Here is a 24,191-nt window from a genome sequence, read left to right as displayed (position 1 = left end):
AGGGCAATTGAATGATAGTATTTATTGGGCTTTTAGCAGGTATAATAATAGGCGTTATATTTCCAGGAAGCATACCTGATAAATTTTCACCATATCTATCTATAGCAATAGTTGCTTGTTTAGATTCTGTGTTTGGGGCTATAAAAGCTAGTTTGAAAAAAGAGTTTCAAGCAGATGTTTTTATATCAGGTTTTTTTGGAAATGCAGCTTTAGCGGCTCTATTAGCATACCTAGGAGATAAATTAGGAATACCACTATATTTTGCAGCTGTTATTGTTTTTGGTAGTAGAATATTTAATAACTTTGCAGCTATAAGAAGGATATTATTAGAGAAGAGCAAAGAGCGATAAAGAGGTGGGGCTTTGAAAAATAGAGAATTTACTATTTTTATATTTATAGCTTCTGTTATAGTAGGACTTTTAATATCTATGAATATAAATTTTGATGGTACAGAAACCACTAAGGTATTAAATGCTAAAGAATATCAGGATGCTTATAATAAACGGAACAGTCTTTATAATGAAATATCAAAGTTAAAAGAGAATAATAGAGAATTACAAAAGAAAATAAATAATTATTCTAAAAGTGATGAGTCTAGTATTAAGGTTTCTAATGATATGGTAGAAGAATTAAACAATAACTTAATGATTGCGGGTTTGTCAGATGTTAAAGGATCAGGTTTGAAAATCGTCTTAGAGGATGGTGGAGAAGCTTTTAATGGAGAAGTAGTTGATGACTTTATGAGACTTTTAAGAACTATTCATGATGATGATATGATTAAGGTCATAAATGAACTAAAAGCTGCAGGGGCTGAAGCCATATCTATAAATAACCAAAGAATCATATATAACACTGAAATATATTGTGGAGGACAATTTTTAAGAATGAATGGTGTTAAAATACCAGCTCCATTTTATGTTAATGTTATAGGTGATCCAGAAAAAATAGAAAATCAAATTATGAGAGATGGAAGTTATATTAAGACTCTTATGAATAGAGGAATAAAGGTTCAAATAACAAAAAGTGACGATATTACCATGCCGGCATATATAAGTGATATGAATCCTAAATATATGAAATCTAGTGGGAAATAATAAACAAATTTTGTGAAAAAATTGTACAAAAAAGAAGGATTTTCTATTCCTATAGAGAAGAATATAATGTAATATATAATTAAAGGAGACAGTAAAAGTGGATATTAAAGAAAATTTAACAAAAATTACAGAAAAAATTCCAGCTAACGTTCAACTTATTGCTGTATCTAAAACAAGAACTATTGAAGAGATGGAAGAAGCCTATGAGTTTGGTATTCGAAAATTTGGTGAAAATAAAGTTCAAGAGATATTAAGAAAATTTGACGAGTTTCATCAAGATGTAGAATGGCATTTAATAGGACATCTTCAGACTAATAAGGTGAAATACATAGTTGATAAAGTACATCTTATACAATCATTAGATAGTGTCAAATTATTAAAAGAAATAGAAAAAGTATATGGTAAACATAATAAAATTGCCAATACTTTAATTCAAGTTAACATAGGAAGAGAAGAACAAAAATATGGTATCTTGGAAGAAGAGTTAGATGAACTTATAGAAGCTATTGAAGCTTGTAACAATGTTAATGTTTTAGGTATTATGACTATAATTCCAAAGGGAACAAAAGAAAAATGTAGAAATTATTTCCATAAGACACATAAGATTTTTTGTAGCTTAAAAGAAAGAAATTTTAAAAACATAAAAATGGATATACTTTCAATGGGAATGTCAGGTGACTTTGAGATTGCTATTGAAGAAGGAAGCAATATGGTTAGAGTTGGCCAAGGAATTTTTGGCGAAAGAATATATAAATAAGATTGGGAGGATATGATTATGTCTAAAGTAGTTAGTAAAATGAAGAGTTTTTTAGGGTTTGATGAATTTGAAGATGAAGATGAAGTAATGGAAGAAGAAGAGATAATGGAAGAGGAAGAAGCTTTTGCTCCAGTATTATCTTCTAAGAAAAATGGTAAAGTTGTAAATATTCATACAGCTAATACAGCTAAATTAATGATAACTAAACCATTAGTTTATGATGATGCAACTGAAATATGTACTGCATTAAAAAATAGAAAAATAGTTGTTATAAACACAACTTCATTAGAACTTAGAACAGCTCAAAGATTAATAGACTTCGTTGGTGGAGCTTGCTATGCATTATGTGGAGAACTTCAAGAAGTTGAAAAGGGAGTATTTATAGTATCACCTTCAAACGTTGAAGTAAGCAATGAATTAAAGAGCGAGTTAAGCAACAAAGGAATGTTCAACTGGGCTTCAAAGTAATATGAATAAAAAAGAATTTATAAATTTATTAAATTTAGAAGAGTTTGAAGCATTAAAACTTTTCGAAAGATTTAATTTAGCTAGGACAAAAAATATTTCAGTGTTTACTGATGAGTTTTATACTCCAGATGTATGGAGCACTCTTCAAGAAATTAATTTCTTTGATGTAAATATTGAGAGTTTTGGATTTTTTGAGGATGGAGAAAGACGGGTTATCGCCTTCAATAAAGAGGAGTATGACCAGTTTCCAATAAGTCTTTTAAAGATTCAATGCAATACTAAGTTTTCAAAATTAGAGCACAAGGACTATTTAGGATCTATTATGGCTTTAGGTATAAATAGAAACAAAATAGGTGACTTAATTCTAAAAGAAGATGGCTGCTATGTTGCTGTTCATCACAGTATAATTGATTTTTTAGTTAATAATTTAAACAAAATAAGAAATCTAAGTTGTAAATGTGAAATCATTTATGATTTAGAAGAGATACCTAAACCTAGCTATGAAGAAAAAAGTGTAATAGTAACCTCTAAAAGGTTAGATTGTATAGTTGCAGCCTTGGGGAACATATCAAGAAGTAAGGCTTTAGATGCAATAAGTTCAGGAAGTGTTCTTCTAGACTATAGAGTAACAAAAGATAAGAGCAAAGAAGTTTCCGAAAATTCTAGGCTTACAATAAGAGGCCTTGGAAAATTTAAGATAAGTAATATTTTTGGGACAACGAAGAGTGGTAGATTAAAATTGACAGTATTTAAGTATACATAGGAGTGTGATTATATGAAATTGACCCCAATGGATATTAACAACAAGGAGTTCAAAAGGGTTTTAAGAGGTTATTGTCCAGAGGAAGTAGATGAATTCTTAGACGAAATAGTCGAAGAATACGAGACTCTTTTTAAAGAAAACACTTCATTAAAAGAGAAGCTTGAAAATTCTAATGATAAAATAGAGCATTATAGTAAAATTGAGAATACAATTCAAAATACTTTATTATTAGCTCAAAACACAGCGGAGCAAGCAAAAGCTAATGCTCAAAAAGAAGCTGATGTAATAATCAAGAGTGCTAATGATACAGCTCAAAGAATACTAGATAAAGCTCATAACGATGTTATACAAATCAATGATGAGTATGATAGAGTTAAGCAAGAGTTTACAAAATTCAGAGCTAAGTTTAGAAGTTTTATGAACTTCCAAATAGATACTTTTGATGATTTAGAGAAAGATTTCGTAAAGAATTTTAATATAACTAAACCAGAAGATGAAGAAGAGCAAGGAATAAAAGTTGATTCTAATGAAGAAGAACAAACTGAGCTTAAGGACATCTATGAAGAAGAAACACATTTTGATGATGTAAATGAAATTAAGAGTTTCTTTGCTGAAGATTAGTTATTAGAAAATCTCACTTTAATTTAAGGTGAGATTTTTCTTTTTGTTTAATTAATTGTTGAAATTTAATATGTTATTATATAATATTTAAGGTATAGCTTTAAATATTTACTTTAGAATGGAGCAAATAAAACTATGAGTTTAAATAAAGAAGTGATAAAAATAACAGAGGAAGAAAAAGGCATAAGAGCAGATAAGTTTTTAGCTTCAAAGATAGATGGAGTTTCAAGAAACTTTATACAAGGCCTTTTTGATGATGGAAAAATTTTAATTAATGGAAAAGCTGAAAAAGGAAAATATAAACTTTCAGTTGGAGATGAAGTTGAGGTAGAAATACCAGAACCAGAGGAATTAAAAGTTGAAGCAGAGGATATACCTTTAAATATAGTTTATGAGGATAAAGATATAATAGTAGTAAATAAACCAAAGGGAATGGTTGTTCATCCAGCGCCAGGTAATTATACAGGTACTTTAGTTAATGCATTATTACATCATTGTGATGATTTATCTGGTATAAATGGAGTTATAAGACCAGGAATAGTGCACAGAATAGATAAAGACACTTCTGGAATATTAGTTGTTGCTAAAAATGATAATGCTCACCAAAAGTTAGCTGAGCAGTTTAAAGATCACAGTATAAAAAGGGAATATTATGCTATTGTTGAGGGAAGATTTAAAAAAGAAGGTGGCACAATAGATGCGCCTTTAGGAAGACATCATAGAGATAGATTAAAGTATGCTGTGGTTAAAGAAGGAAAAAGAGCAGTAACTCATTATGAGGTTCTTGAAGTTTTTAATTCATGTTCACTTGTTAAATGTAACTTAGAAACAGGAAGAACTCATCAAATAAGAGTTCACATGGCATTTATAGGTCATCCATTACTTGGAGATACTGTTTATGGTTTAAAAAAGCAAAAGAAGTTAAGTCAAGAAGGGCAAGTTCTTCATGCTAAAACATTAGGATTTATTCATCCTACTACTGGAGAATATGTTGAATTTAATTCTGAATTACCAGAGTACTTTGAAAAAATTATAGAAAAATTAGGGGGTTGCTAAAATGCATCTTAAGGCAAGTTTATTAGATGAAAATGCTATAAGAAGAGCACTTACAAGAGTTTCACATGAAATAATAGAAAAAAATAAGGGCGTAGATAATATTGTTCTTGTTGGAATTAAAAGAAGAGGATACCCGTTAGCTGAAAGAATAGCAAAACTTGTAGAAAAATTTGAAGGGGTAAAAGTTCCAGTTGCAAGTGTTGACATAACATTATATAGAGATGATTTAACTAATATTAGTGATAAACCAAGCTTAAATGATCCTAAAATAGATGTTGACATAAGAGGAAAAAAAGTTATTATAGTTGATGACGTTTTATATACTTGTAGAACAGTTAGAGCTGCTATTGATGCTATAATGGATCAAGGGAGACCAGAATTCATTCAATTAGCTGTTTTAGTAGATAGAGGGCATAAAGAATTACCAATAAGAGCAGATTATGTTGGTAAAAATATACCTACATCAAAGGATGAAATAATAAGAGTTCAAATAAATGAAATTGATGGTGTTGATTCAGTTGAAATATATGAAAATGAAAACTAAGGAGTAAAGCTATGGATTATAATTTAATAGCTACTGCGACTTTTGGATTAGAAGCTGTAGTTGCAAAAGAATTAAAAGAATTAGGTTATGAAGACCTAAAAACAGAAAACGGAAGAGTTCACTTTGAAGGGGATGAAATGGATATTGCAATTTCAAACCTTTGGCTTAGAACTGCCGATAGAGTTTTAATAAAAGTGGCTGAATTTAAGGCTGAAAGCTTTGAAGAGTTATTTAATAAAACTGTAGAAATTGATTGGAGCCAATATATACCTGTAGATGGTAAGATGCATGTTATTGGTAAATCTGTTAAGTCAAAACTTTTCAGTGTTCCAGACTGTCAATCAATAGTTAAAAAGGCTGTAGTTAAGAGTATGAGTAGAAGCTATGGTCAAGATTGGTTCACAGAAGATGGTCCAGTTTATAAGATAGAAGTTGGTCTTTTAAAGGATGTAGTAACTTTAACAATAGATACATCTGGAGAGGGATTACATAAAAGAGGATATAGAGAGCACTCAGGGCAAGCTCCACTTAAAGAAACACTAGCAGCTGCTATGGTTTTATTATCAAAATGGAGAGGTGAGCAAACTCTTATAGATCCATGTTGCGGTTCAGGAACAATATTAATAGAGGCTGCTATGATAGCTAGAAATATAGCACCAGGTTTACATAGAAAATTTGTTTCTGAAACTTGGCCTTCAATGGATAAAGAAATATGGGATCAAGTTAGAGAGGGAGCAGAAAGATCTATTAAGAAAATTCCTTTAGATATAACTGGTTATGATATAGATAGTTGGGTATTAAGTACAGCTAAAAATAATGTAAGAAAAGCAGGATTAACTGACTGCATAACATTAGAAAAAAGAAACTTCTTTGATTTTTCAACTAAGAAAAAGTATGGATATATGATTACAAATCCACCATATGGTGAGAGAATAGGTGAAAAAGAAGTTGTTTCAAAACTTAATAAGCATTTCGGAGAAATTAAAGAAAAGTTAGATACTTGGGATTTTAATATCCTAACAGCTTCTCCAGACTTCCAAAAAGAATTTAGTAGAAAAGCTACTAAGAACAGAAAACTTTATAATGGTAGAATTCTATGTTACTACTACCAATACTTAGATAATAACTTAAAAAAATAATATAAGGCTCTGGCTTAGGTGAATATTGATTTTAAGATGGTCTTACAGTTCTATCTAAGAATCAACATTAGTTGAAAACATAGTCTAATTTAAATAACATCCTATAAATAGAAGAAGTCAATAAGCTTTTATTTGTAGGATTTTTATACTAGATAAAAGTTGAATTTATCTTTAGTAAGAGATAATAATCTAATTATAGCTTAACAGCAAAAAAGGTCTATAAGCAAAATAGTTTAAAAAAACTTATAAATAGTATGAAGAGAATATATGGATGAACTTTAGAATTTAAGCTATTATGGAGAAGATTTTACGTTAAGAAGCGAAGTTGTTTGACCAACGGGAGTTCTGAGCTTTAGTAAAATATTCGGAATAATAGCTATAAATTCTTAGTGAAATCCAGTAATTCTCGGAATATATTTATAAGTTTTTTATTAAATTCTGCTATAGGCCTTAATAAGTTATTACTTTAGTTTTTCTAGAGTTATTTCTCTTGGTGAATCCATATAGACTGTTTTGTTAGTTGAATAGATTACCATTCCAGGTTTTGAACCAGAAGGTTTCTTTACATTTTTAACTAATGTATAGTCTACAGGAATCTTAGTTCCACCTTTTCCTTTACTATAGAAAACAGCTAAGTTGGCAGCTTCTTCTAAAGTTTTATCTGGAACATCTGAGCTTTTAACAATTACGTGAGAACCAGGTATATCTTTAGTGTGAAGCCAAGTATCGTTTTTATCAGCAAACTTTAAAGTTAAATAGTCATTTTGAATATTGTTTTTACCTACATAAATATCTATTCCATCGGAAGAAACATAGTGATAAGGCTTAGATTGTTTTTCTTTCTTTTTACCATTGTTATTTCTTCTGAATCTTACATATCCAGTTTCTATAAGCTCATTTTTTACTGCATCTATATCTTCATAGTTATCTGCAACTTGTATGCTTGAGGATACTGAGTTTAAGTATTTAAGTTCATCCTCATTTATAGCTAGTTGCTCTAAAGCAGATTCTTCAGCTTTTTTTAGCTTATTATATTTTTTGAAGTAAAATTGGATATTTTCAGATGGTGTTTTATTTTCATCAAGAGGAATAGTTAGATATTCTTCATTGTCAATATAATAATTTAAAACATCAACGGATTTATCACCTTTTTTTACACTATAAATATAAGATGTTAGAAGTTCTCCTTTAATTTTAAGATCATCTTTTTTATCACATTCTTCTAAAGTCTTTTCAAGAACTTTAATCTTTTTTAAGCATCTATCTATGTTTGTGTTTACTAATCTTTGTATATCTGCACTTTTAGCATGAAGTCTGTCTTGTTTATCTTTGTTAGCAAAGAAAGCATCCAAAAGCTCACTACTATTTTCATAAAGTTCTTTAGTACAGTTATCTAAAGTAGATAAATCTTTAAAATAGAAATCTATAATTTTTTCGTTTTTATAGAATATAATATTTTGTATGTCATTAAATATATTTTTGAAATATTCAGAGATAAAGTTAAATATATCATCAAAAACATAAGAATCACCAAAGTGCTTTGTAAATAATGAATACATTTCAAGAGATAAACTTTTGCCCACACCAGTTAATAGTTTGGAAAAAATCTTCTCATCTAGTTCATTGTTATTTTTGCTTAATGCATTTTTTAAATCCTCTTTAGAAAAGTCAAAAGGATTTAATTTTTCAGAAGCAGGAGGAAACACATAGCTTACACCAGGATAAAGAACTCTAAAGCTGTTTTTATTTGCTGTTATATGCTTTATTGATTCCATAATCTTATTATCTCTTTTTCTTACAAGAGATATATTACTATGTCTAGCCATTATTTCGATGACTAAAGTGTATACACTATCAAAGCCCAGTTCATCTTTATTTGCTATGTCTATTGAAACAATTCTATCAGTAGATTGTTGATGTATATCTATTATTCTTCCACCAGTTAAATATTTTCTTAATACCATGCAAAAAACAGGCGGTTGTAATGGATTATTCTTATTTATTGTAGTAAAATGTAATCTAGGGTATTTGGAACTAGAGGAAATTAAAAGTTTTTTATTTTCCTTTCCACGTACATTTATTATTATTTCATCCTTTTCAGGTTGATTTATTTTGTCGATTCTAGAATTTATTAATGAACCTTTTAGTTCATTTATTAAGTTATATAAATAAATACCGTCTAAAGCCATGATTTTCTTTCCTTTCTAAATTGATTGAACTTACAGTTAGTATACATCTTATAATAAAAAGTATCAATAATAGGTAATTTGAGGTGATAATATGAAGTTTTCAAAAATGCATGGGAATGGAAATGATTTTATAGTTATAGAAGATTTAAACAATGAGTATTTAGGTAAAGAGGGAGAAATTGCTCAAAAAATGTGCCATAGAAGATTTGGAATTGGTGCAGATGGAATCTTAATAGTTAGGAAGAACGAAAATTGTGATATAGAGATGGTAATAATAAATTCAGATGGCTCTTATGCTGCTATGTGCGGAAATGGAATAAGATGTTTTGCTAAGTATGTTTATGAAAAAGGCATAGTTAAGAAGGATGTTTTAGATGTTTTAACTGGTGATGGAGTTAAAAGAATTTTCTTAGAGATTGAGAATGATAAGGTAAAGACCATTAATGTAAATATGGGATTTGGAGATTTTAATCCTAAAAGCATACCTTCATTATGTAATGAGGAAATAATAGAAAAAGAAATAAGTGTAGGAAATGAAAAGTATGAAATAACATCTTTACTTATGGGTGTTCCGCATACTATTATCTTTGAAGAGGAAAAATATCCTATAGAATGTGGTAAAGGTATAGAAAAGTATGAACTATTTCCTCAAGGAACAAATGTTAACTTCTGCAAGGTGATTGATAGAAACACTATGGAAGTTAGAACTTGGGAAAGAGGAGCTGGTCCAACATTAGCATGTGGAACAGGAAACTGTGCTTCAGTTATAGCTGCTAATAAGTTAGGATTAGTAGATAATGAAGTAAAGGTAATAGTTCCAGGTGGAGAATTAAAAGTTAATATTGAAGATGATGGAGTAAAAATGATAGGAGATGCATCATTTATTTGTGATGGCACATATTTATTTTAGAGAGGGAAGTAAGTAAATGAGGAAAGCTGCTGCTTTAAGTTTAGTATTAGTTATTTTATCAATAGCCCTTGTAGGATGTAATTTCAATAAAGGAACTGATGGAGAAGATCATAAGGGAAAAAAGTTAGAACTTTCTGAGAATATTGTGTCTACAATTTCAGAGGATAATGTTGAATATTACAAAATAGAAGGGGAATCGCTAAAGAAACTTGACTTAGATATAAAAGGTCATATGGAAATTTATAGCAAGGAGTTAGGTTTAGTTATTTATAGGGAATTTACTAGTAAGGGAACTGACTTAATAATTACAAATGGGGTTAAAGAACATAAAATATCAGTAGATGGAAATATAGAAGACTTGATTATGAGTCCTGGTGGGACTAAGCTTTTATATAAATATAGTTCTGGTGATAAAATAGGATACAAGGTTTTAGACTTACAAAATTTTAAGGAATTTGATTTTAACGAGAATTTAGCTATTTCTGGGGAGAATGTTAAATTCGCAAATGAAGACCAATTAGTTCTATATGGAGTAGACTTAAATGAGAAAAAAAGTGGAATATTCTTATACAATATAAAGGATGGAAGTTACACTTTAGAGAAGCAAATTGTCAAAGCTTTTATAGACTATATTGATTTAATAGAAAATCAAGTTGTTTTATACACTCAAAGCAGTATTGACGGAAAGAAAGAATGCTATATATATAATTTGGATAGTAAAAAAGAGTCTCTTATATCTAATGAAGTAGGAGAGATAGAATCATCGCATAAAATAGGTGATATGGTGTATTTTATTGGTACAAAAGGTAATGAAACAAGAAGCTTATATTCAATAAACACTACTAATAATGAGCTTCATAGATTAGTATTTGATTTTCCTAAAAATATATCTGAAAAATCAAGTTTAATAGTGATTGATGGTAAGATATATTTTACTGGATTTAATGACAATAAAGAAAAAAATGCATTATATATGTATGATCCAAATGATAGAAGCATTAAACTTATAGATAGTAACAAAGGGCAGTATATTATTATAGAATAGTTAAAAGTTCTAGATTGTTAAAATTTTTTAATAATCTAGAACTTTTTTTGTTTAAAAAATAAGTGGCTTGTCAATTATTATTTATAAGGAGGTGAAAGTGTGAAATACAGTATTAAAGATATTGATATGAGACTTATGAAAAAGATACCTAAGAAAATTGCATTAGAAATGAACTTAATTGCTTTAAAAGATAATGAAGGAAAGATATTGTTTCATACGAGTAGTGAAGATAAAGATAAAAAAGACTATTTATCTTTATTATTTAGAGATAAAGAAATAAGTTTCATCTTAGGAAATAAGGATGAAATAAAAAAATTAATAGAAGACTGTTATGGTGGTAAAAATTTTTCTAAGGATGAATTCACAGAAGAAGAGTTGAAAAGTTTAATAGCATTAGGAATAGAGAAGAATGCTAGTGATATGCATATTGAACCCTTAGGAGATTGGGCTAATATTCGATTTAGAATAGATGGAACACTAATACTTATGAAGAAGATTAAAAGGAATCTTTATGAAAACTTAGTTAATAAGGTTAAATTAAAGGCTGATATGAATATAAGTGATAAATTAAGAGCACAAGATGGAAAGTTGTCATTTAAAGATGAAGAAAATGATTTTGATTTAAGAGTTTCTAGCATTCCTACTGTTTTTGGAGAAAAGTTAGTAATTAGAATATTATACAAAAAGAATGAACTTATAAATATTAATAGTTTAAGCTTAATGGAATTTCAAAAGAAAAAGGTTAATAAGATTCTTAAGAAGAAGCATGGTATGGTTGTTGTAAATGGACCTACAGGCAGTGGAAAATCAACAACTCTTTATGCACTTTTAAATTCTATAGATAAAGATGGAGTAAACATAAGCACCATAGAAGATCCTATTGAATTTACAATCAAAGGTATAACTCAAACAAATGTTAATGAGAAGGTTGGGTTAACTTTTGCTAATGGATTAAAGCATATTTTAAGACAAGACCCTGATGTAATATTGATTGGAGAAATAAGAGATGAAGAGACGGCTAAAATAGCTATAAGAGCATCTATAACAGGTCATAAAGTCTATTCAACAATCCATGCTAATAGTGGAAAGGAAATATATGATAGGCTCTTGGATATGGGAGCAGAAGGCTATTTAGTAAAAGAGGGAGTTAGTGTAATAATAACTCAAAGATTAGTAAGAAAAAATTGTGAAGCCTGTAGAGAAAAAATATATTTAGAAGATGAATTAGTTGAAAAGGTAAAGAAAGAAGAATTCAAATTAAACACTTATTATAAGGGAAATGGATGCCATATGTGTAATTGGACAGGCACAAAAGGAAGGAAAGCAATTTGTGAAATAATATTTCCCAAGGAATATAAAAATTTAGAGGAGATTTCTTGGGGTGAAGAACTTTTAAAATCTTGTTTTACCTTAGTATCAAATGGAGAAGTTGCTTTAGAAGAATACTATCTTTTAAAGGAATGTGAGGGATTAGATGTTTGGTTTTAAGGATGATGCTTCCTATATATGTTTAAATTTAAGTACTTATGTAAAGTCGGGAATGCCCATAGGACGTTCATTAGAATTAATAAAAGGCACTGTAAGAGATAAAAAATATAAGGAATCAATAGAAAGAGTTGAGAAAAAAGTTCTTAAGGGAGAAAGTTTGTCTAAGGCTTTCAAAGAAGAAAGAAATTTATATCCAGATATTATGGTGGATATGATTAAGATCGGGGAAGAAAGTGGGAATTTAGAAGAAGTTTTAGAAAAATGTGCAAAAAATATATTAGCCGAAAAAGAAGTTGAAAATAAGGTTATTAAATCTTTAAGATATCCAGTTTCTCTTCTTATAGGGCTATTATTAATGATATTTTGCTATGCAACCTACATACTTCCACAATTTGTTGATATGTATGATTTAGGGGATAAGGAAACATCTAAATTAATTTCTGTTTTAAACTCTTATATTAGGTTTATTGAAGATAATCATAATGTGGAGGTAATAGCTTTTTGTTACTTTCTTTGTATTTTAATAGCAGGTTATTTAATCTTTAAAATAATAAATTTTGAGAAAATGCTAGAGAAGGTAGAAATTTATAGGATGTATTATGAAATTAGAATATTATTTTTAATAAACATGATAATAACAAGTGGTATATCCCTTACAAATGCTTTAAGCATATTTGGAGAAAATTTAAGTAATAAAAAGCTGAGAGAATATGTTAGAAAGATAAATGAAGAGCTTCTTAAAGGAGAAACTTTAAGTAATAGCATTGGAAGTATAAATGTAATTTCTCATATATCAAAAGGTTTTTTAATTACAGGAGAAGAAAGTGGCTTATTTAATAAAAATATAGAGGAACTATTAAAAATAAGGGAAAAAGATTTTGATAGAACTCTAAACAAAACAGTTGGGAAAATAGAGCCTGCAATGTTTATAGTCTTAGGGTTTGTAATTTCAGCTATGATGCTTTTAGTATTAATACCTACTTTTGAGGGAATGAAGTATGTATAAAAAGAAAAAAGGATTTACTCTTGGTGAAATAATAATATATTTAGGTATAACAACTTTAATTTTAGCTTTACCAACCTCCTTTATGTTGATAAAAGAAAGAACTTATGAGTTAAAAGTTGAACGTGAAATAAATGCAATTCATGATTTTCTTATGGAAGCAAAACAATTATCTAGAAAGGATAATTCTTATGGAGAAATAACCTTTGATAATTTAGAAAATACATTAATATATAGAAATAAAATTAGCAATTCATTTTTAAAGCTTGAAGCTGTGAAGGTAAGTAACAATATGAATAATGTTATTGCCATAAGTAATATGGGAATGATAAATAATGCAGGAACCATATTAATAACTGATAAAAATAATAATCAGAGAAAAATAACAATAACTGTTGGTTTAGGAAAAATCAATGTTAAGTGACATTTTAAATAAGACTCTGTTTTAGGTGAGTGTTGATTTTTAGCTAGCCCTTCAGACCTAACTTAATTTCACAAAGTATTGCTATCATCTACTTCAGAATAATAGCTAAAGGTTAAGTGAAAGTCCAAATTTTAATTTGGTATCTTGAACTTATACAATTGAACATGGTGAGATTGTATTCCTTATAAAAATAAGAAAAAGCTTCTTACCGCTATTATTCTTACGTAGATAAAATGAGACTTAATTCAGAGAGAGCTTAATACGGACTCTGAATTTTAGCCGAATTTATCTAAAGCATAGAAACTCTTGATGACAGCTTGGATAAGCTGGAATCTTAGAGTTACTAGCTATAGGAAATGCAATACTAGTTGCTCATTAAGATGGTCTTACAGTTCTATCTAAAAATTAAAACTAGTTTAAAACAGAGCTTAATTAAAAAGCTAAGGAAATTTATATTAAATAAATATTAAGGGAAAAGGAGAAAAAATGAGAAATAAAGGCTCGGCTAAGAAGGGATATTTATTAGTTGATATGGTTTTAGCTTTGGCTTTAATATCTATTCTTTTTCTGGGTATTGGAAAGAGTTATAGCATTTATCTTAAGAATAAACATTATACAAGGGAAAAAGTAGAAGTAAGAGAAAGTATGAATAGCTTAGTAATGGAAATAAAGCATAATATAGCTTTTGGTGATATAAGGTCATTTCCAAGTGGAGAATATGGATTAGGTGATTTAGACATAAATAAATTAATAGGTATGGAAATTAATAATTTTTTAAGAGAAGAGCTTAAATTAAATAATCCAGGTTTAAATGAATTGGGATGGAGTATAACCATAAACCACATTGATGATTATGAAAGTGAAGTTAATATTTTTTATAAAAATGATTTTCCTTTTATAAGTGAAAGTGAGGAGATTAAAATATACGAATTTTTAGAATGAATAATGCAAAAATAGAGAAAAAAGGATATTTATTAATTGAATTATGTATTTATTTAGGCGCTTTAGGCATTATAACTCTTAGTCTAACAAAGAATTTAATTTTTTATGTTAAAGAGTATAAGAGTTTTTTGGATAATGAAAAAGAATTTAATTATTTGTTAAATGCAGAGATGTATTTAGATTATAGATTTTTAAATAGAAGAGTTGAGGAAGTAACTGTAAATCCTCATAAGGACTACATAAGTATAAAGTTTTGGGAAGAAGAAAAACTTTTAGAGGATAAAATAGAAAAAAGAAAAAATACATTAAGTCTTAGTTTTATAAGGTATGGTGAATACTATTCGCATGCTTTGTTAGATAATATTGAAAAATTTGATGTTATTGAAAAAGGAGATTTGTTTTATATAAGATTAAAAGTTAAGAATCAAGATGAAAGGGTTTATTGTTATGAGAAAGGGTAAAGGTTTTGCCTCAATAGAAGTTATGCTGATTTCTTTAGCATGTAGCATTATTGTTACAATTCTTATGGATAGTTCATTTCAAAGAAGGAAAGAAGTTAACAGAAGTTATGGTCTTATAAAAGATAATATAGAGATGTTTAAAGATGAAGAGGAATTTTTAAAATATATTATAAAAGAAAATATTTTAAATAAGGAGAAAATAGAAGAGTTGAATTTTAACTTAGATAATATGAGTGTAACTTATGATTCTACTAAAGATGTTTTACATATTAAAAATAAGAATAATAGGACTGGAGTTTTAAAAAATACCTATTATGATATAGCTTTCAGTGAGGATGAAAGTATTACTTTATCAAAAAGGAGATGTTATGAGTTTACTAACTAAAAATTTAGTACTTAATAATACAAATGATATTTTAAAATTGAAAGAATCAAAGGATCAAAGAATAAAAATAATTCTTCTAAATGAAAGTATATTAATAAAAGTACTTAAGGTTAATAATTATTATAATATTGAAGAAAAAATAGAAGAGCTTATAAAAGATATGTTTTCTGATTATATTCCTTTAGTACACTATGAGAAATTAAGAGTCAGAAGAAAACTTTTTTTAATAATATATTTTATTGGGTGCGATGAAAGGTTTAAAAAATTACTATGTGAAAGAAAAAAATTTTCTTTAATACCTTATGATCTTCAAAAGAAGAATTTTTATATTTTTAACAAAGTAGAAATTGTTCTTAGAAATTCTAGGATAAAGGTTTATTTTAAAAAAAGGTTGATTTTATTAAGAAATATTGAAGAGCAGAGTGTTATAGAAGATATAAAGGATGAAATTAAAAATTTAGAAGAAACTTTTAATATATCAATAAAAAGTTTTAATCTCATTATTTCCAAAGAATATATAACTGATGAATTAAAAGAAAGTTTCAAAGATGCTAAATTAAGTGAGATTAGAGGTGAGGATAATTTATATCAAAAAATATAAAAGGTTTTTACCAGTAGAGTATGTTGAACCATACAATAAAAGTGTTAAAAAAAGAATTAATATCTACATATTATTTTTACTGTTATTTAATTTAGTGTTTTATGCAGAAATCATAAAAGAGAATAATAGAATTGAAAAATATTTAAATGAAAATAAATCGATTAAGGTTGAGAAATCCTTAGGAGAAGAATTTATAAATAGAATAAATAGTTTGAAAAAATTATTGGAGAATGAAGAAGTTTTAAAGTTTAATCTTGAAAGAAATGAATTTACAATAGAAATTCATAATGATTATAAGGAAATTGTACTTAGAGAAATTAAAGAGATAAATGGAATTGTAGAAGAAATAAATTTAAATGAGGTTGATAATATTAATACCATAAAGGGAGTACTTAAATGAAAAAGATTAGGATAGACATGGTTTTAATTAGTGTTTCTTTATTTTTATTGATATTCCAAGGGTCAGGGCTTATTTATTTAAAAAATTATGAGATCCCTGTTGTAACTTCTATAGAAAATTATAGTAAGGATTTAGATGAGATTCTTAAAATTGTGGAAAAGGAAAACTGCACTATTCTTCAGATGAAATATGAGGATGTATGGAAAGGAAATCTTTTATTTACAGGGAATTTAGAAAGTTTAGTTAATTATGTTGATTTATTAAAAAAGAATAATATTTATGTAAAAAATTATAAAATTGAAAAAGCAGGAGAATTAAAGTGCTTTTTGGAGATTAAGGCTGTATAGTCTTGTAAATTTAATGAAAATAATTGCATTTATTATTAGCATTTGATAAAATATGATTGTTGTTTTAAGCTTTAATAGTAAATAAGTAACAAGGTAGCTCTAGAGGGTATTAATTTATCTTAAAGGGTTATAATATAAAATGAATTAATAGATTTTGGAGGGATACTTAATGATATCAGGAAGTGATTTAAGAAAAGGAACTACTTTTGAACTGGATGGACAAGTATATACAGTTATAGACTTCTTACACGTTAAACCAGGAAAAGGTGCTGCTTTCGTTAGAACTAAATTAAGAAACGTTATAATGGGTGGAGTTACAGACAGAACTTTCAACCCAACTGATAAATTACAAGAAGCAATAATCGAAAGAAAAGAAATGCAATACCTTTACTCAGATGGAGAATTATACTACTTCATGGATCAAGAAACTTTCGAGCAAATTCCTTTAAACCATGAAAAAGTTGAAGATGCTATAAGATTCTTAAAAGAGAACATGAACGCTGTAATCAAATTCTACAAAGGAGAAGCTTTCTCAGTTGAAGCTCCAAACTTTGTTGAGTTATTAATCACTGAGTGTGAGCCAAGTGTTAAAGGAAATACTGCTACTACAGCTATGAAAACAGCTGTTGTTGAAACTGGTGCAACAGTTATGGTTCCTATGTTCGTTGAAGAAGGAAATACTATAAGAATAGATACTAGAACTGGCGAGTACATGGAAAGAGTTTAATAAAAACTTAGACTTAATTCAAAAAGAATTTTATTCTTACTTGGATTTAAGCTAAATTTATCTATTAAATATTAGATAAAATAAATTTATGCTAAGCTTTTAAAGCTTAGCATATTTAATATAAGGAAGTGATTTCAGTGAAGGATATTAAAAACAACATTAGTACCTTACTTAAGGCTATGGATAAAAACACTGAGTTAGATAAAGAATTTAAGGATTCCTTACTTAATGTAATTTCATCTTTAGTTGAGAAGGTTGAAGAATTACAAGTGAATATTGAAACTTTAGATGAAAATGTTACTTTACTAAATGATGATTTAAGTGGAGTACAGGATGAACTTTTTGAAGAGCTAACTTTAGAAGAGCTTGAAGAATACGATGATGAATACTGTGAGGTAGTTTGTGATAAGTGTCATAAACCTATATACATAGAAAAAGATATATTAGACAGATCTGAAAATATACCTTGTCCTTATTGTGGAAATGAATTTGAAGTTTAATAAACTGTGCCTATAAGGGTACGGTTTATTTTTTTTGCCCAAAATTAAAATTAATAAATTTAAAAATAATTAGAATAATTTCTTATGTAAACTAATAGATTTAAATAGAAAGGAGAGGAGGTACTTTGAAAGAAATATTTGCTGTATTACCAGAAAAGATAAATTCTTATTTAAAGGATAGAAGTAATTTAAATAAACTCCAAGAAGTAAGAGTTAAGGTTGGAAAACCTCTTAGTATTGTTATGGATAACAATGAAACAATTTTTAATTATGTAATAACAAGAGATGATGTTAAAGCAATAATTCAAAAGATAAGTAACTACTCCTTGTATGCCTTCGAGGAAGATATAAGGCAAGGGTATATAACTATTCAAGGAGGACATAGAGTTGGATTAGCTGGTCAATGCGTTATAGAAGATAATTCAATTAAAACTATTAGGAATATAACTTCTTTAAATATAAGGGTATGTAGAGAAGTTATAGGCTGTTCTAATAGTCTTATGAATCATTTGGCTGAAAATAATAGAGTAAATAATACTTTAATAATATCTCCTCCTAAATGTGGAAAGACAACACTTTTAAGAGATATAACAAGAAATATATCCAATGGAGTATCTCAAATTGGGTTAAAAGGAAAAAGGACCGTTGTAATTGATGAAAGAAGTGAAATTGCAGCTTGTTATAATGGAATTCCCCAAATGAATGTAGGAATAAGAACAGATGTATATGATAACTGTATTAAAAGTGATGGAATGATGATGGCAGTTAGGGGACTTTCTCCTGAGGTTATTATATGTGATGAAATTGGAACATATAAAGACATGGAAGGTCTTATTATGGCATATAACTCTGGAGTAAGCATTATAGCTACATTACATGGAAGAAATATAGAAGAATTATATAGAAGACCAGTTTTTAGAGACATAGTAGAGAATAATGTCATAGATAAAGTTGTAATTCTTAGTGCTAAAAAAGGAGTTGGAACAATAGAAGGAATTTATGATGTTTAAAACAGGGCCTAAATATAAAGAGTTAAGAAAAGAATAATGTGTAAAAAGGAGGAGGAAAATGAGGTTTTTTTTTCTGGTTATTATAGTTCTACTTAGTTCTTTAATTGGATATTTATATGGAGAAGGCTTTAGAAATAGACTTAATCAGCTTAGAGAACTTAAAAGAGCTTTAATAGATTTTGAAAATGATATTGTTTATACCTATACTCCTTTGCCAGAGAGTATAGAGAGTATAGCATTGAAAGCTAAAAGTCCAATTAGTGAGTTTTTAAATGCAATTTCTTTAAAACTGAAAAATAATGAGGTTAAAAATGTATATATGGCTTTTAGTGAAAGTATAAATGAACATAAGAAAGAAATGAATTTAAAAGATAAAGACTTTGAAATTTTATTAGATCTTTCAAAATCTTTAGGAGAGACAAACGTAGAAGGACAAATCAAAATTTTTAATTTAGCTAAAGAAAAATTAGATTCTGAGTTATTAATAGCAGAAGATGAATGTAATAAAAATACTAAGGTTTATAGATACTTAGGTGTTTCAGTAGGAGCAATGATAGCCATTTTTCTTGTTTAATTTATAGACTTTCATAATAGTTAATCATAAAAAGGATTTTAGGTTATAAAAAGGGGATTTAATAAGATTAGAATTTTAGGGGGAGGCCATATATGTCGGATTTATCTTTAATCTTTCAAATTGCAGGAGTAGGAATAGTGCTGGTTATACTTGATAAAGTTCTTGACCAAAGTGGCAAGAAAGAGTATGCAGCCTTAGCCAATATCGTTGGTATAGTAATAATACTTACTATGATGATTCAGCTTATAAGTAGATTATTTTCTTCTGTTAGATCAATGTTTTTATTTTAGATGGATTTCATATCTAGGGTAACATATTAATTTAAAAAGATTATTTTAAGATAGTAAAAATGAATTAGAACAGGAGGAGGTGAACTAGGGCAGTAATCTATAGAAATCAATAAGAAATAAATTATTGATTTTTGAAGATTTCTGACAAAAGCAAGAATGGATGTATTGATGCAAGTAATAAGTTTTTCTTTAATAACATTATTTTTATATTTATTTTTAAAGGAAACAAAAGGTACTTTCGCAGTTATGCTTCTTTTAGTAGCTGGGATTATAATTTTTCTTTTTGTAATGCCTTATGTCAATGAAATAATAACTTTCATGCAGAATATAGCGAGAGAATCAGGAATGGATTCATCCTATATTGCCATAGTTATGAAAATTATTGCCATAGCATACCTTTCAACTTTCTGTAGTTATATATGTAATGATGCTGGGGTTACCGTATTGGGTAAAAAAGTAGAGTTTACAGGGAAGATTATGATACTTTTATTAGCTATACCAATAATGGTTAATATTTTGAATTCCATTTTAAGTATAATGTAGGGGCTAAAATATGAAAAAGTTAATAAACATAATATTATTATCAGTTACTTTTGTATTTTGCTTTAACTTAAATGTTTTGGCAAATGAGAATTTAGAGAGTTCAAAGGAAAAAATAGAAAATGACTCAAGAGTAGAAAGATTTTATGATTATATAAATAATTTAGAAACAGAAGAGGACATACTAGGCAATATGTCAGCTAAGGAATATATAAAGAATTATTTAGAAAGTGGAGAAGATCCAATAACCTTAAAGAAAATAGGGGCTTCAATACTTAGCTATATGTTTAGAGAACTTAACATAGTTTTAAAGTTTATTGCCTCAATATTAGTAATTGCTCTTTTAAGTGCTTTGCTTAAGAATTTGCAAGATGCTTTTAACATAGAAGAGGGAGTGACTCAAGTAGCCTTTTTTGCTTGTTATGCTCTTTTAATAATGCTTTTGACTAAGAGTTTCTTTATATCACTTGATTTAGGAAAAGAAGTCTTAGCTTCAATTATAGATTTTATGAATGTTATTGTACCAGTAATTATAATGCTTATAGCAACTTCAGGGGGAGTGACCTCAGCTGTAACCATAGATCCTATTGTCTTAGGAGCTGTTTCATTAACACCTAGAATTTACACATATTTTTTATTTCCTTTAATATTAGCTTATTTTACTTTACAGTTTGTTAATAATCTTTCTAATGAATTTAAAATAGATAGGATGTGTAAGTTCATAAAACAGATAGTTATTATATCTCAAGGGTTTATATTAACTGTATTTGTTGGAATATTGACTTTAAGAGGAATGACGGCAGATACCTTAGATGCAGTGACAGTTAAGACTGTTAAGTTCGCAGTTGATAACTTTGTACCTATTGTAGGTAAAGCATTTTCAGATGCAATAACTACTGTGGCTGGATATTCCTTAGCTATGAAAAGTGTAATAACTTCCTTAGGGGTAATAGTTCTTGTGATGATTGTTATTTATCCAATAATAAAAATAGGACTTATGGCTATTTGTTTTAAACTTACAGCAGCGGTTATTGAACCTGTTGTTGATTCTAAAATATCAAGTAGTGTTGAAACTGTGGGAGAAGCATTGTTCATGATTTTATCATGCATAATAAGTGTAAGCATTATGTTCTTTATTATGGCTGCTATGATGGCCACGGCAGGTAATTTTATTGTAGGAGGATAGAAATATGATGGATCTTTTAAAAAATTGGATTTCAACTCTTTGTGTTGTAATAGTCATCATATCTATTGCTAACATAATTTTACCTAATTCATCGGTGAAAAAGCATGTTAAGTTTGTATTTTCATTAATAATACTTTCGGTAATGTTATCTCCAATAATAGGATTACTAAATTTTAATAAGGAAATAGATGAAAATGCTTTTGAAAACAAAATAGATGGAGCTGTGGAAAATCAAGAGGAAAAGGTATCACTATATGAGGAAAAAGCCATTTTAGAAAATGTAGAGAGAAATTTAGAAAAGGCTTTAAAGGACGAATTTTATGAAAATGAATTTGAGGTTAATTTAATAGGAAAAGTGGACTTTGATGATGTTATGGTAGATATTGAAGAGGCAGAAATTAAGGTTTTAGATAAAAAAAAGGTAAAAAAGGTAGAGAAGGTTGTTGTTGGAGAAGAAAAGCTTAATAAAGAGGAAAAAAAAGATTCTTTTTTAGAAAAGGTTGAAAAGTTTGTTGAAAAAGAACTTGAAATTTCTCATGAAAATATAATTGTTTCATATGCTTAGGAGGTAGTATGGGGTCACAGGATTTAAAGGACAAGATGTCTAAAGTTCTAAAACAAAAGAATATTGCCAACTTAATAATAATACTTTTGCTAGTCATAATGTTTTATTTAGTTGTGTCATATTTTACAGGAGTAAACAATATATCTAAAAGTGAGAAGACTAATTCAGAGAAAATATCTGAAGAAGATATGAATAATAAGAGTCCAAAGGACTCAGAAGTTTTAAGTTATCAAGAAAAACAAGAGGGAAATTTAGAGAGGATATTAGGAAAGATCAGTGGAGTGGGAGCAGTAGATGTAGTAATAAATTTTGAAAGTAGTGAGGTCAAGGTACCAGCAGTAGATAATTCTTCTCAAAAAAGTACTACAGAAGAGACTGATAGTGAAGGAGGAACAAGGGTTAATTCACAAGAAACTGATGGAGATAAGATTGTTATGTCAAACAGTTCTGATGGAAGTGAACCAGTTATATTAAAGACAGAAAAACCAAATGTTATAGGAGTCATGGTTGTGGCTGAAGGTGCAGAAGATAGCAAAATAAAATATGAAATAACAAAAGCAGTATCAAGCTTATATAACATAAGTGTAGATAAGGTAAATGTATTGGCTATGGAAAAATAAATAATTAAATTTATGGGGGGTTCATTATGAACAAAAAGCAAGCAGGGATAATTTTAACACTTTTAGCATTAATAGTTTGTACTGGCGTCTTGGCAACTAGAGTTAACAACCAAATAAAAGAGAGCATGGGAGAAGTTCCAACTGCTTTTGGAGAAAATGATGAAAAAGCTACAGAAACATCTTCAGATTACTTCTATGAGTCAAGAAACTTAAGAGAACAAAAAGACTCTAAGACTATCGATAACTTAAAAGCTATAGTAGAAGATAAGAACACATCAGCAGAGCAAAAAGAAGAAGCTGAGAAAGAATTAACTGAAAAGACTATGGCAAGAGATTATGAAACAAGAATAGAACTTAGCATAAAGAGTAAAGGTTATGAAGATGTAATATGTTTTATAGATGGTGATAACGCTAAGGTTGTAGTTAAAACTGACGAAGATTTAACTCAAGAGAAAATGGTTGAAATTCAAGATATAGTTATGAATGTATCAAAAGTTTATGACGTTGATATAGAAAAAAAATAATTAATTGTATTGTAATTAGTTATTTGCTATAATGAACCTATAACTAATTAAGTTTCGTGAAAATTAGTAGGAGGGTTCAGCTTTATGAATGAATTGAATAGAGATGAAGCTAACTTAGGTATAGTTAATATATCTGATGAAGTTATCGGTGTCGTAGCTGGTATAGCTGCATCTGAGATAGATGGAATACTTGAGATAAATCATAATAATAGCACTGGAATAGGACATAAATTTTCAAAGAAAAGTTTAGGCAAGGGAATTAAAGTAAATGTAGAGAACGGTGAAGCTATCATTGAAATAGGCGTTACAGTTCAATATGGAATTAAAATTCCTGATGTAGTTTCTCAAGTGCAGGAAAACGTAAGAAGGACTGTTGAAGCTATAACTGGACTTAAGGTGGCACTAGTGAACATATATGTGCAAAACATAGTTATCTTAAAAGAAGAAGATAAAAATGAAATAGGAAAAAAATAGTAGTCACCCTCTGATTTCAGAGGGTGTTTCATTGTGTTAAATCATTAATTATATGATTAATAATATAAATTAAGACAATAATACTAAATAGAGTATTTTCAAAACATAGGAGGATATAATGAATAGAGTAAAATCAAGAGAACATTTATTACAATTAGCTTATCAAATGGAAATAACTTCAGAATCTGCATTACAGACATTTAATGATTTTGTGGAGAATGAAGAGATTCTTAAAAGCGATTTAGATTTAGCATACATAAAAGCAGGATTATTAGGAATAGAAAAAAATAAAGAAAAGTTAAATTCTTTAATAGAAGCTCAACTTGTAAAGTGGAAATTAAACAGAATATCAAAGGTTAATTTATCAATATTAAGAATTTCTGTTTATGAAATGTTATTTGCAGAAGATGTTCCGGGAAAAGTATCAATAAACGAAGCTATTGAATTATGTAAAAAATATTCTGATAACAAATCAGTTTCATTTATAAATGGTGTTTTAGATAAAATATATAAGAGCATGAACTAGTAGTTAAAGTTTATATTT

At 28.1% G+C, this 24,191-nt stretch carries 33 protein-coding genes; 32 read left to right on the top strand and 1 reads right to left on the bottom strand.

Features of this window, described 5'->3' with window-relative positions:
• The first annotated feature begins 11 nt into the window (after nt 1–11).
• The 9 genes from OIF33_RS03655 to OIF33_RS03615 all read left to right on the top strand — a co-directional run bounded on the left by OIF33_RS03655 (nt 12) and on the right by OIF33_RS03615 (nt 6,442).
• Nucleotides 12–350, top strand: a complete 339-nt coding sequence (locus OIF33_RS03655; RefSeq protein ID WP_322502869.1) for a small basic family protein — start codon at nt 12–14, stop codon at nt 348–350.
• A gap of 12 nt (nt 351–362) precedes the next feature.
• Complete coding sequence (locus OIF33_RS03650; protein ID WP_322502868.1) at nt 363–1,094, top strand: DUF881 domain-containing protein; 732 nt, start codon at nt 363–365, stop codon at nt 1,092–1,094.
• Between the two features lie 97 nt (nt 1,095–1,191).
• Complete coding sequence (locus OIF33_RS03645; RefSeq protein WP_322502867.1) at nt 1,192–1,851, top strand: YggS family pyridoxal phosphate-dependent enzyme; 660 nt, start codon at nt 1,192–1,194, stop codon at nt 1,849–1,851.
• 18 nt (nt 1,852–1,869) lie between these two features.
• Nucleotides 1,870–2,319 carry a cell division protein SepF gene (locus OIF33_RS03640; protein ID WP_322502866.1) on the top strand — a complete coding sequence of 150 codons (450 nt, stop codon included), beginning with the start codon at nt 1,870–1,872 and terminating at the stop codon, nt 2,317–2,319.
• Between the two features lies 1 nt (nt 2,320).
• Entirely contained in the window at nt 2,321–3,082 is a 762-nt protein-coding gene (locus tag OIF33_RS03635) for an RNA-binding protein (RefSeq protein ID WP_322502865.1), read from the top strand.
• A gap of 12 nt (nt 3,083–3,094) precedes the next feature.
• Nucleotides 3,095–3,703, top strand: coding sequence for a DivIVA domain-containing protein (locus OIF33_RS03630; protein ID WP_322502864.1), 609 nt, complete (start codon nt 3,095–3,097; stop codon nt 3,701–3,703).
• Between the two features lie 135 nt (nt 3,704–3,838).
• Nucleotides 3,839–4,759, top strand: coding sequence for an RluA family pseudouridine synthase (locus OIF33_RS03625; RefSeq protein ID WP_322502863.1), 921 nt, complete (start codon nt 3,839–3,841; stop codon nt 4,757–4,759).
• Nucleotide 4,760: 1 nt separating this feature from the next.
• A complete protein-coding gene (gene pyrR, locus OIF33_RS03620; RefSeq protein WP_322502862.1) occupies nt 4,761–5,303 on the top strand; it encodes a bifunctional pyr operon transcriptional regulator/uracil phosphoribosyltransferase PyrR in 543 nt (180 codons plus the stop codon).
• 11 nt (nt 5,304–5,314) lie between these two features.
• The gene (locus tag OIF33_RS03615) at nt 5,315–6,442 is read left to right on the top strand and encodes a class I SAM-dependent RNA methyltransferase (protein WP_322502861.1); all 1,128 of its coding nucleotides are present in this window, start codon (nt 5,315–5,317) and stop codon (nt 6,440–6,442) included.
• Between the two features lie 461 nt (nt 6,443–6,903).
• On the opposite strand, the gene OIF33_RS03610 is transcribed toward OIF33_RS03615, so the two are convergent.
• Entirely contained in the window at nt 6,904–8,631 is a 1,728-nt protein-coding gene (locus OIF33_RS03610; RefSeq protein WP_322502860.1) for an Rqc2 family fibronectin-binding protein, read from the bottom strand.
• A gap of 91 nt (nt 8,632–8,722) precedes the next feature.
• Between OIF33_RS03610 and dapF the strand changes: the two genes are divergently transcribed.
• The 23 genes from dapF (at nt 8,723) to nusB (ending at nt 24,173) form a co-directional block, all read left to right on the top strand.
• Nucleotides 8,723–9,541 carry a diaminopimelate epimerase gene (gene dapF, locus OIF33_RS03605; protein WP_322502859.1) on the top strand — a complete coding sequence of 273 codons (819 nt, stop codon included), beginning with the start codon at nt 8,723–8,725 and terminating at the stop codon, nt 9,539–9,541.
• 16 nt (nt 9,542–9,557) lie between these two features.
• Complete coding sequence (locus tag OIF33_RS03600; RefSeq protein WP_322502858.1) at nt 9,558–10,586, top strand: hypothetical protein; 1,029 nt, start codon at nt 9,558–9,560, stop codon at nt 10,584–10,586.
• 99 nt (nt 10,587–10,685) lie between these two features.
• Nucleotides 10,686–12,074 carry a GspE/PulE family protein gene (locus OIF33_RS03595; protein WP_322502857.1) on the top strand — a complete coding sequence of 463 codons (1,389 nt, stop codon included), beginning with the start codon at nt 10,686–10,688 and terminating at the stop codon, nt 12,072–12,074.
• Nucleotides 12,061–13,080 carry a type II secretion system F family protein gene (locus tag OIF33_RS03590; protein WP_322502856.1) on the top strand — a complete coding sequence of 340 codons (1,020 nt, stop codon included), beginning with the start codon at nt 12,061–12,063 and terminating at the stop codon, nt 13,078–13,080. Before OIF33_RS03595 ends, OIF33_RS03590 begins: the two co-directional genes overlap by 14 nt.
• Nucleotides 13,073–13,501, top strand: a complete 429-nt coding sequence (locus tag OIF33_RS03585) for a type IV pilin (protein WP_322502855.1) — start codon at nt 13,073–13,075, stop codon at nt 13,499–13,501. Before OIF33_RS03590 ends, OIF33_RS03585 begins: the two co-directional genes overlap by 8 nt.
• Nucleotides 13,502–13,987: 486 nt before the next feature.
• Nucleotides 13,988–14,443, top strand: a complete 456-nt coding sequence (locus OIF33_RS03580) for a type II secretion system protein (RefSeq protein ID WP_322502854.1) — start codon at nt 13,988–13,990, stop codon at nt 14,441–14,443.
• Complete coding sequence (locus tag OIF33_RS03575; protein WP_322502853.1) at nt 14,440–14,904, top strand: hypothetical protein; 465 nt, start codon at nt 14,440–14,442, stop codon at nt 14,902–14,904. The genes OIF33_RS03580 and OIF33_RS03575 overlap by 4 nt, the downstream gene beginning before the upstream one ends.
• Entirely contained in the window at nt 14,891–15,289 is a 399-nt protein-coding gene (locus tag OIF33_RS03570) for a type IV pilin (RefSeq protein ID WP_322502852.1), read from the top strand. The genes OIF33_RS03575 and OIF33_RS03570 overlap by 14 nt, the downstream gene beginning before the upstream one ends.
• Nucleotides 15,273–15,890: a hypothetical protein gene (locus tag OIF33_RS03565; RefSeq protein WP_322502851.1), complete on the top strand. Its 618-nt coding sequence runs from the start codon at nt 15,273–15,275 to the stop codon at nt 15,888–15,890. Before OIF33_RS03570 ends, OIF33_RS03565 begins: the two co-directional genes overlap by 17 nt.
• Entirely contained in the window at nt 15,862–16,290 is a 429-nt protein-coding gene (locus OIF33_RS03560) for a hypothetical protein (RefSeq protein ID WP_322502850.1), read from the top strand. The genes OIF33_RS03565 and OIF33_RS03560 overlap by 29 nt, the downstream gene beginning before the upstream one ends.
• Nucleotides 16,287–16,637: a hypothetical protein gene (locus tag OIF33_RS03555; RefSeq protein ID WP_322502849.1), complete on the top strand. Its 351-nt coding sequence runs from the start codon at nt 16,287–16,289 to the stop codon at nt 16,635–16,637. Before OIF33_RS03560 ends, OIF33_RS03555 begins: the two co-directional genes overlap by 4 nt.
• A gap of 169 nt (nt 16,638–16,806) precedes the next feature.
• Nucleotides 16,807–17,364, top strand: a complete 558-nt coding sequence (gene efp, locus OIF33_RS03550; protein WP_322502848.1) for an elongation factor P — start codon at nt 16,807–16,809, stop codon at nt 17,362–17,364.
• 137 nt (nt 17,365–17,501) lie between these two features.
• Nucleotides 17,502–17,864: a CD1247 N-terminal domain-containing protein gene (locus OIF33_RS03545; RefSeq protein WP_322502847.1), complete on the top strand. Its 363-nt coding sequence runs from the start codon at nt 17,502–17,504 to the stop codon at nt 17,862–17,864.
• A 125-nt stretch (nt 17,865–17,989) separates the two neighbouring features.
• Nucleotides 17,990–18,874: a stage III sporulation protein AA gene (gene spoIIIAA / locus OIF33_RS03540; RefSeq protein WP_322502846.1), complete on the top strand. Its 885-nt coding sequence runs from the start codon at nt 17,990–17,992 to the stop codon at nt 18,872–18,874.
• A gap of 58 nt (nt 18,875–18,932) precedes the next feature.
• Complete coding sequence (gene spoIIIAB / locus OIF33_RS03535; protein ID WP_322502845.1) at nt 18,933–19,448, top strand: stage III sporulation protein SpoIIIAB; 516 nt, start codon at nt 18,933–18,935, stop codon at nt 19,446–19,448.
• A gap of 92 nt (nt 19,449–19,540) precedes the next feature.
• Nucleotides 19,541–19,738, top strand: a complete 198-nt coding sequence (spoIIIAC, locus tag OIF33_RS03530) for a stage III sporulation protein AC (protein ID WP_322502844.1) — start codon at nt 19,541–19,543, stop codon at nt 19,736–19,738.
• 168 nt (nt 19,739–19,906) lie between these two features.
• On the top strand, nt 19,907–20,281 hold the full coding sequence (spoIIIAD, locus tag OIF33_RS03525) for a stage III sporulation protein AD (protein ID WP_322502843.1): 375 nt from the start codon (nt 19,907–19,909) through the stop codon (nt 20,279–20,281).
• A gap of 10 nt (nt 20,282–20,291) precedes the next feature.
• The gene (gene spoIIIAE / locus OIF33_RS03520) at nt 20,292–21,464 is read left to right on the top strand and encodes a stage III sporulation protein AE (protein WP_322502842.1); all 1,173 of its coding nucleotides are present in this window, start codon (nt 20,292–20,294) and stop codon (nt 21,462–21,464) included.
• A 4-nt stretch (nt 21,465–21,468) separates the two neighbouring features.
• The gene (gene spoIIIAF, locus OIF33_RS03515; protein ID WP_322502841.1) at nt 21,469–22,029 is read left to right on the top strand and encodes a stage III sporulation protein AF; all 561 of its coding nucleotides are present in this window, start codon (nt 21,469–21,471) and stop codon (nt 22,027–22,029) included.
• A gap of 8 nt (nt 22,030–22,037) precedes the next feature.
• Nucleotides 22,038–22,649, top strand: a complete 612-nt coding sequence (gene spoIIIAG / locus OIF33_RS03510; protein ID WP_322502840.1) for a stage III sporulation protein AG — start codon at nt 22,038–22,040, stop codon at nt 22,647–22,649.
• 26 nt (nt 22,650–22,675) lie between these two features.
• Nucleotides 22,676–23,173 (top strand): SpoIIIAH-like family protein, encoded by a 498-nt coding sequence (locus OIF33_RS03505; protein WP_322502839.1) that lies wholly within the window; start codon nt 22,676–22,678, stop codon nt 23,171–23,173.
• Between the two features lie 84 nt (nt 23,174–23,257).
• Complete coding sequence (locus tag OIF33_RS03500; protein ID WP_322502838.1) at nt 23,258–23,647, top strand: Asp23/Gls24 family envelope stress response protein; 390 nt, start codon at nt 23,258–23,260, stop codon at nt 23,645–23,647.
• 118 nt (nt 23,648–23,765) lie between these two features.
• Nucleotides 23,766–24,173, top strand: a complete 408-nt coding sequence (gene nusB / locus OIF33_RS03495; RefSeq protein ID WP_322502837.1) for a transcription antitermination factor NusB — start codon at nt 23,766–23,768, stop codon at nt 24,171–24,173.
• Nucleotides 24,174–24,191: the final 18 nt, after the last annotated feature.

The sequence above is a fragment of the Clostridium sp. LIBA-8841 genome, from assembly GCF_034439435.1.
GTDB lineage: Bacteria > Bacillota > Clostridia > Clostridiales > Clostridiaceae > Sarcina.
The sequence above is the reverse complement of the archived record's forward strand: the minus strand, read 5'-3'. Positions and strand labels throughout refer to the sequence as shown.